We start from the raw sequence: 5,664 nt of genomic DNA on the forward strand, positions 1-5,664 counted from the left end.
CCGTAGGGGGAGCGGCGGCCTTCGTGTGCCGGGCGCCACCGGGTGCGGCGGCCGTCCGGGCTCAGACGGTGGTGACGGCCTCGGTGTAGTCGAGGCGGGGCGAACGCGGGAAGAAGGCGTCGGGACCCGGCTTGCCGAAGTTGATGACGAGGAAGGACTTCTGCGTGCCGTCGCCGAAGAACTCCTTGTCGACGGCGGTGAAGTCGAAGCCGGTCATCGGGCCGGCGGCCAGGCCGGCGGCGCGGATGCCGAGGATGAAGTAACCGGCCTGCAGGGTGGCGTTCTGGGTACCGGCGACCTCGCGGACGGCGGCCTCGGAGAAGAAGGCGTCCTTGACGCCCGGGGCGTGCGGGAAGAGCTGGGGCAGCTTCTCGTGGAAGTCGAGGTCCACGGAGAGGATGGCGGTCAGCGGCGCGGCCAGCGTCTTCGGGCCGTTGGCGCCCATGGCGTGGGCGACCAGGCGCTTACGGGCGTCCTCGGAGCGGACCAGCGTGAGGCGCAGCGGCGACTGGTTGAACGCGGTCGGGGCAAACTTCACCAGGTCGTAGATGGCCTGGACCTGCTCGTCCGTCACCTGCTCGTCCGTGAACGTGTTGGCGGTCTGGGCATCGCGGAAGAGGAGGTCCTGGGCGGCGGCGTCAAGGGCGAGAGACATGGAAGCACCTCGGTGAGTCAGATGGGGGAGGGTCGGGGCTGCCGATCCGGTGATGTCTATGCGCTCCACTGTAGCCGAGTTAGATTAATTTTCAACTAAAGTGGGGGTGAGGGGGCTCACGGGGTGCGGTGTACGGGTCGCGTCGTGCCCGGAGGCGGGCGGCGGGCGCGAGCCGGTCCGTGGCCCGGGGCCTGTGGTTCGGGGCCTGTGGTTCGGGGTTTACGGGCAAGCCCGGACCTGGTGGGCCTCGCCGGCGGCAGCAGCCGGAAGCCATTGACGTCACCGGGTCAGCCCGAAGCCGTCGACGTCACCGGGGCGGCCCCATCGGGCGACCTCACCGCCGCGGCTCCCGCCGCCGGGACGGGGTTGGCCCGCCGCCCCGAGGATCAGCCCCGCTCGCCGTCCCCCTCGGCCGTGTCCGACTCGGCGAGGGCCGCGTCCAGGCGGGCGCGGGCGCCGTCCAGCCAGCGGCGACAGACCTTCGCCAGCTCCTCGCCGCGCTCCCAGAGGGCCAGGGACTCCTCCAGCGTCGTGCCGCCGGCCTCCAGGCTGCGGACCACCTCGATCAGCTCGTCCCGCGCCTGCTCGTAACCGAGGGTGGAGTCCACGGGCGCCACGGGCTCAGAGGTCTGCTCATCGGTCGCACCGCGCTCCGCGTCCGCCATCTCGTCCGTCTCCGCCTTCGCCATGCCGTCCAGACTAAGCGCTGGGTGTGACAGCGCTGGTGCCGTCGCCGACCCGTACCGCGAAGTCGCCCTCGGACACCCGCGCCCGCAGCTCCTCGCCGTCGGTCACCTCGGACGGGGAGCGCACCGCCGTACCGTCGTGCCGCTGCAGGACGGCGTAACCGCGCTCCAGCGTCGCCTTCGGGGAGAGCGCGACGACCCGGGCGCGGGTGTGCGCCAGCTCCGAGTCGGCGCGGTCCAGCAGATGGCCGAGCGTCCGGCGGCCACGGCCGAGCAGCGCCTCGACCTGCTCGGCGCGGTCCGTCACCATCCGCTGCGGATGGCGTATCGACGGGCGGCTCAGCGCCGCCGTGAGCCCCCGCTCCTCCCGCTCCAGGAAACCGCCGACCGCGCGCAGCGCCCGCTCCCGCAGCTGCCGCACCCGCGTCAGCTCCTCGCCGACGTCCGGTACGACCTTCTTCGCCGCATCGGTCGGGGTGGACGCCCGCAGGTCGGCGACGAGGTCGAGCAGCGGGGTGTCCGGCTCATGGCCGATCGCGGAGACGACCGGGGTGCGGGCCGCGCCGACCGTCCGTACCAGCCGCTCGTCGGAGAACGGCAGCAGATCCTCCACGCTGCCGCCGCCGCGCGTCACGATGATGACGTCCACCTCCGGCAGTGCGTCCAGCTCCCGCACCGCCTCGATGACCTCCGGCACCGCGCGTGCCCCCTGGACCGGGACGTTGCGCACCTCGAATTGGACGGCCGGCCAGCGGTGCCGGGCGTTCTCCAGTACGTCCCGCTCGGCGGCGCTCGCCCGGCCGCAGACCAGCCCGATCAGCTGCGGCAGGAACGGCAGCGGCTTCTTGCGGTCCAGGGCGAACAGGCCCTCGGACGCCAGGGACTTCTTCAACTGCTCCAGCCGCGCGAGGAGTTCACCCACCCCGACCGGCTTGATCTCCGCGGCCCGCAGCGACAGCTGGCCGCGCGGCGCGTACCACTCCGGCTTGGCGTGCACCACGACCCGGGCGCCCTCGCTCACCACGTCCGCCACCTGGTCGAAGACCCGGCGGTAGCACGTCACGCTCAGCGAGATGTCGTGCGACGGGTCGCGCAGCGTCAGGAACACCACCCCGGCGCCCGGCCGCCGCGACAGCTGGGTGATCTGCCCCTCGACCCAGACGGCGCCGAGCCGGTCGATCCACCCGCCGATCAGCCGCGACACCTGGCCGACCGGGATCGGTGCTTCGGGAGACGTGGAGAGAGCCATACGAGCGAGAGTAACGGCGACCACCGACAACGGCCGGGGGCCGCCGCCGTGCGGTGCGCGCGCCGGGACCACGCCGTGCCCGCGGCCCTCCGCCGAGCCCCCGGGCCGCGCGATACGTCGTGCTCGTACCGGGCGAGGCCACCCGCCCCGGCGAAGCCGCAGGCCCGTACCCGGCGAGGCCCCGCACCCGGCACAGCCCCCGGCCCGCACCCGGCGGCGAAGCCCCCGGCCCGCACTCGGCACAGCCCCAGGCCCGCATCCTGCGAGGCCCCGTGTCCGGGAAGCCGCGTGTCCGGGAGCCCCATGTCCGGGAGCCCCCGCCTACTGCTCCGCCTCCCCCTCCCGCCGAGCCCTCCAGTACTGGAACGCCAGCACCCCCAGCCCCACCGCCAGCCACACCGCGCCCACCAGCTGGGCCGTCCGGGACGCCTCGACGATCACCGCGACCACCACGGCCAGGCCCATCACCGGCACCACCACATGCCGCAGCACGCTCGGCACCTCCGCGCGCCGCCGGACCCGGAACCAGCCGATCACCGACGCGTGCAGCAGCGCGAACGCGGTCAGCGCGCCCACGTTCACGATCGACGACAGATGGTCGAGCCCGTCGGCCCGCCGCGCCGCCCACACCGCCGCCACCAGCGTCACCACCGCCGCGCCCACCAGTGCCCGGCGCGGTACCCCGCTGCCCACGTCCACCTTGGCCATCGTCCCCGGCAGCCGCCGGTCCCGCGCCATCGCGAACAGCAGCCGCCCGGCCGCCGCCTGCCCGGCCAGCGCCGCGAACGCCGCGCCCAGCGCCTTGCTCGCCGCCACCAGATCGTGCAGCCAGCCGCCCACCGACGCATCGACCGTCGCGTAGAACGCCTCACCCTGTGTGCCCGGCTTCGCCGCCAGCTCCGCCGCCGACGTCGGGGCCAGCAGCGCCGCCAGATACGTCTGCACCGCGAACAGCACACCGGCGACCACCAGGCAGGTGATCACCGCCCGCGCCACCCGGTCCGCACCCCGCTGCCCGGCGCCCGCCGCCGGTCCGTGCGCCCCCCGCGCCTCCTCCGCGAATGCCGCGATGGCGTCGAAGCCGAGATACGACAGCACCGCCACCGACACCGCCGCCAGCACCGCCGTCATCGAGAAGGAACCCTCACCGGTCAGCGGAGCCGCCCAGCCGCGCTGCGCGCCGTGCGCCACCAGCTCCGCCACCGCGGCGACCACGAACACCGCCAGCACCGCGATCTCCATCGCCAGCACCGCGAACCCGACGACCGCCGCCGTCCGCACCCCCCACAGGTTCAGCAGCGTCGTCACCACCACCGCCAGCGCCGTCCACACCCACTGGTGCACCTCGGGGACGAGCGCGTGCATCGCGATTCCGGAGAACAGATACGCCACCGCCGGGATCAGCAGATAGTCCAGCATCGCCATCCACCCGGCGATGAACCCGGCGCCCTCACCCAGCCCCACCCGGGCGTACGTGTAGACCGACCCCGCCTGCGGCGCCACCCGCACCATCTGCGCGTACGAGTACGCCGTGAACGCCATCGCCACCGTCGCGACCAGATAGACGAGGGTGACCGCCCCGTGCGACGTGGCCTGGAGCGTGCCGAAGATACCGACCGGCGCCATCGGGGCGATGAACAGCAGCCCGTAGACGATCAGATCCCGGAAGGTGAGCGTCCGCCGCAGCGCCGGAGGGCTGCTGCTGCCCTGCTCCGGGGCCACCGCCGCCCCGTTCTCCCCGCCCGCCGGACCACCGGCCGTCCCGCTCGCGGCGTCGTTCCCCGGCATACCGCCTCCTCGACCGTGTCCGCGAAGTCCGGCCCGGCGCGCGACGCCCGGTACGTACCCTCGCGGCCCTCAGTCTGGGCCACCGGAGCGATCTCTGTGCGGTGCGGTACGCCCGTACGATGGGACGCATGACTGCTACGCCCGGCCCGTCACCCGCCACCGCCGCGAGCGGAGACGCCCCGCGTCACGGTGACACTCCGCAGCCCGCAAGCACCCCGAGCGCGGACGCCCCGCGCGAGCGCCGGCGGGTCCTGCTCGCCGCCCCCCGCGGCTACTGCGCGGGGGTGGACCGCGCGGTGATCGCCGTCGAGAAAGCCCTGGAGCAGTACGGCGCTCCCGTCTACGTACGCCACGAGATCGTGCACAACAAGTACGTCGTGAAGACCCTGGAGAAGAAGGGCGCCATCTTCGTCGACGAGACGGCGGAGGTCCCCGAGGGCAACATCGTCATCTTCTCCGCCCACGGCGTCGCCCCGGCCGTCCACGAGGAGGCGCAGCGCGGCAAGCTCGCCACCATCGACGCGACCTGCCCGCTGGTCACCAAGGTCCACAAGGAAGCCGTCCGGTACGCCAAGGAGGACTACGACATCCTCCTCATCGGTCACGAGGGCCACGAAGAGGTCATCGGCACCAGCGGCGAGGCGCCCGACCACATCACGCTCGTCGACGGCCCCGAGGACGTGCGGAACGTCGAGGTCCGTGACCCGGACAAGGTCGTCTGGCTCTCCCAGACCACCCTCTCCGTCGACGAGACGATGGAGACGGTCGGCGCCCTCAAGGGCCGCTACCCCAACCTCCTCTCGCCGCCCAGCGACGACATCTGCTACGCCACCCAGAACCGCCAGATCGCGGTCAAGCAGATGGGCGCCGACGCCGACCTCGTCATCGTCGTCGGCTCCAAGAACTCCTCGAACTCCGTCCGCCTCGTCGAGGTCGCCCTCGGCGCCGGGGCCAAGGACGCCCATCTGGTCGACTACGCCGACGAGATCGACGAGAGCTGGCTCGACGGCGTCACCACCGTCGGCGTCACCTCCGGCGCCTCCGTCCCCGACGTCCTCGTCCACGGCGTCCTCGACTGGCTCGCCGAGCGCGGCTACGACGACGTCGAGACGATCACCGCGGCGGAGGAGTCCATCGCCTTCTCGCTGCCCAAGGAGCTCCGCCGCGACCTGCGCGCCGAGGCCAAGGCCGCCACGGAGAGCTGAGGCCCGACACCGCGACCCGGCGGGGGGGGGGGGCGCCGCCCACCCGCCCCGCCCCCGGCCGCGGCCGGCGCGCGGGGGGGC

General features: G+C 73.4%; 5 protein-coding genes. 1 reads left to right on the forward strand and 4 read right to left on the reverse strand.

The window, feature by feature from the left end:
- Positions 1–61: 61 nt before the first annotated feature.
- From ACFWWQ_RS07120 to ACFWWQ_RS07135, 4 genes are all read right to left on the reverse strand, one after another.
- Complete coding sequence (locus ACFWWQ_RS07120) at positions 62–655, reverse strand: malonic semialdehyde reductase (RefSeq protein WP_384591431.1); 594 nt, start codon at positions 653–655, stop codon at positions 62–64.
- Between the two features lie 386 nt (positions 656–1,041).
- Positions 1,042–1,344, reverse strand: a complete 303-nt coding sequence (locus ACFWWQ_RS07125; RefSeq protein ID WP_384591434.1) for an exodeoxyribonuclease VII small subunit — start codon at positions 1,342–1,344, stop codon at positions 1,042–1,044.
- Between the two features lie 10 nt (positions 1,345–1,354).
- A complete protein-coding gene (gene xseA, locus ACFWWQ_RS07130; RefSeq protein ID WP_384591437.1) occupies positions 1,355–2,590 on the reverse strand; it encodes an exodeoxyribonuclease VII large subunit in 1,236 nt (411 codons plus the stop codon).
- A 321-nt stretch (positions 2,591–2,911) separates the two neighbouring features.
- Positions 2,912–4,378 (reverse strand): APC family permease, encoded by a 1,467-nt coding sequence (locus ACFWWQ_RS07135; protein ID WP_384591440.1) that lies wholly within the window; start codon positions 4,376–4,378, stop codon positions 2,912–2,914.
- Positions 4,379–4,497: 119 nt separating this feature from the next.
- On the opposite strand from ACFWWQ_RS07135, the gene ACFWWQ_RS07140 reads away from it, so the two are divergent.
- Positions 4,498–5,583 carry a 4-hydroxy-3-methylbut-2-enyl diphosphate reductase gene (locus tag ACFWWQ_RS07140; RefSeq protein WP_384591443.1) on the forward strand — a complete coding sequence of 362 codons (1,086 nt, stop codon included), beginning with the start codon at positions 4,498–4,500 and terminating at the stop codon, positions 5,581–5,583.
- Positions 5,584–5,664 lie beyond the last annotated feature (81 nt).

This window comes from Streptomyces sp. NPDC059080 (genome assembly GCF_042739975.1).
Classification (GTDB): Bacteria; Actinomycetota; Actinomycetes; order Streptomycetales; family Streptomycetaceae; genus Streptomyces; species Streptomyces benahoarensis.

Coding starts and splice junctions, on each gene's coding strand:
- xseA (WP_384591437.1), bottom strand. CDS start 2,590: ATGGCTCTCTCCACGTCTCCCGAAGCACCGATCCCGGTCGGCCAGGTG.
- ACFWWQ_RS07140 (WP_384591443.1), top strand. CDS start 4,498: ATGGGACGCATGACTGCTACGCCCGGCCCGTCACCCGCCACCGCCGCG.
- ACFWWQ_RS07120 (WP_384591431.1), bottom strand. CDS start 655: ATGTCTCTCGCCCTTGACGCCGCCGCCCAGGACCTCCTCTTCCGCGAT.
- ACFWWQ_RS07135 (WP_384591440.1), bottom strand. CDS start 4,378: ATGCCGGGGAACGACGCCGCGAGCGGGACGGCCGGTGGTCCGGCGGGC.
- ACFWWQ_RS07125 (WP_384591434.1), bottom strand. CDS start 1,344: ATGGCGAAGGCGGAGACGGACGAGATGGCGGACGCGGAGCGCGGTGCG.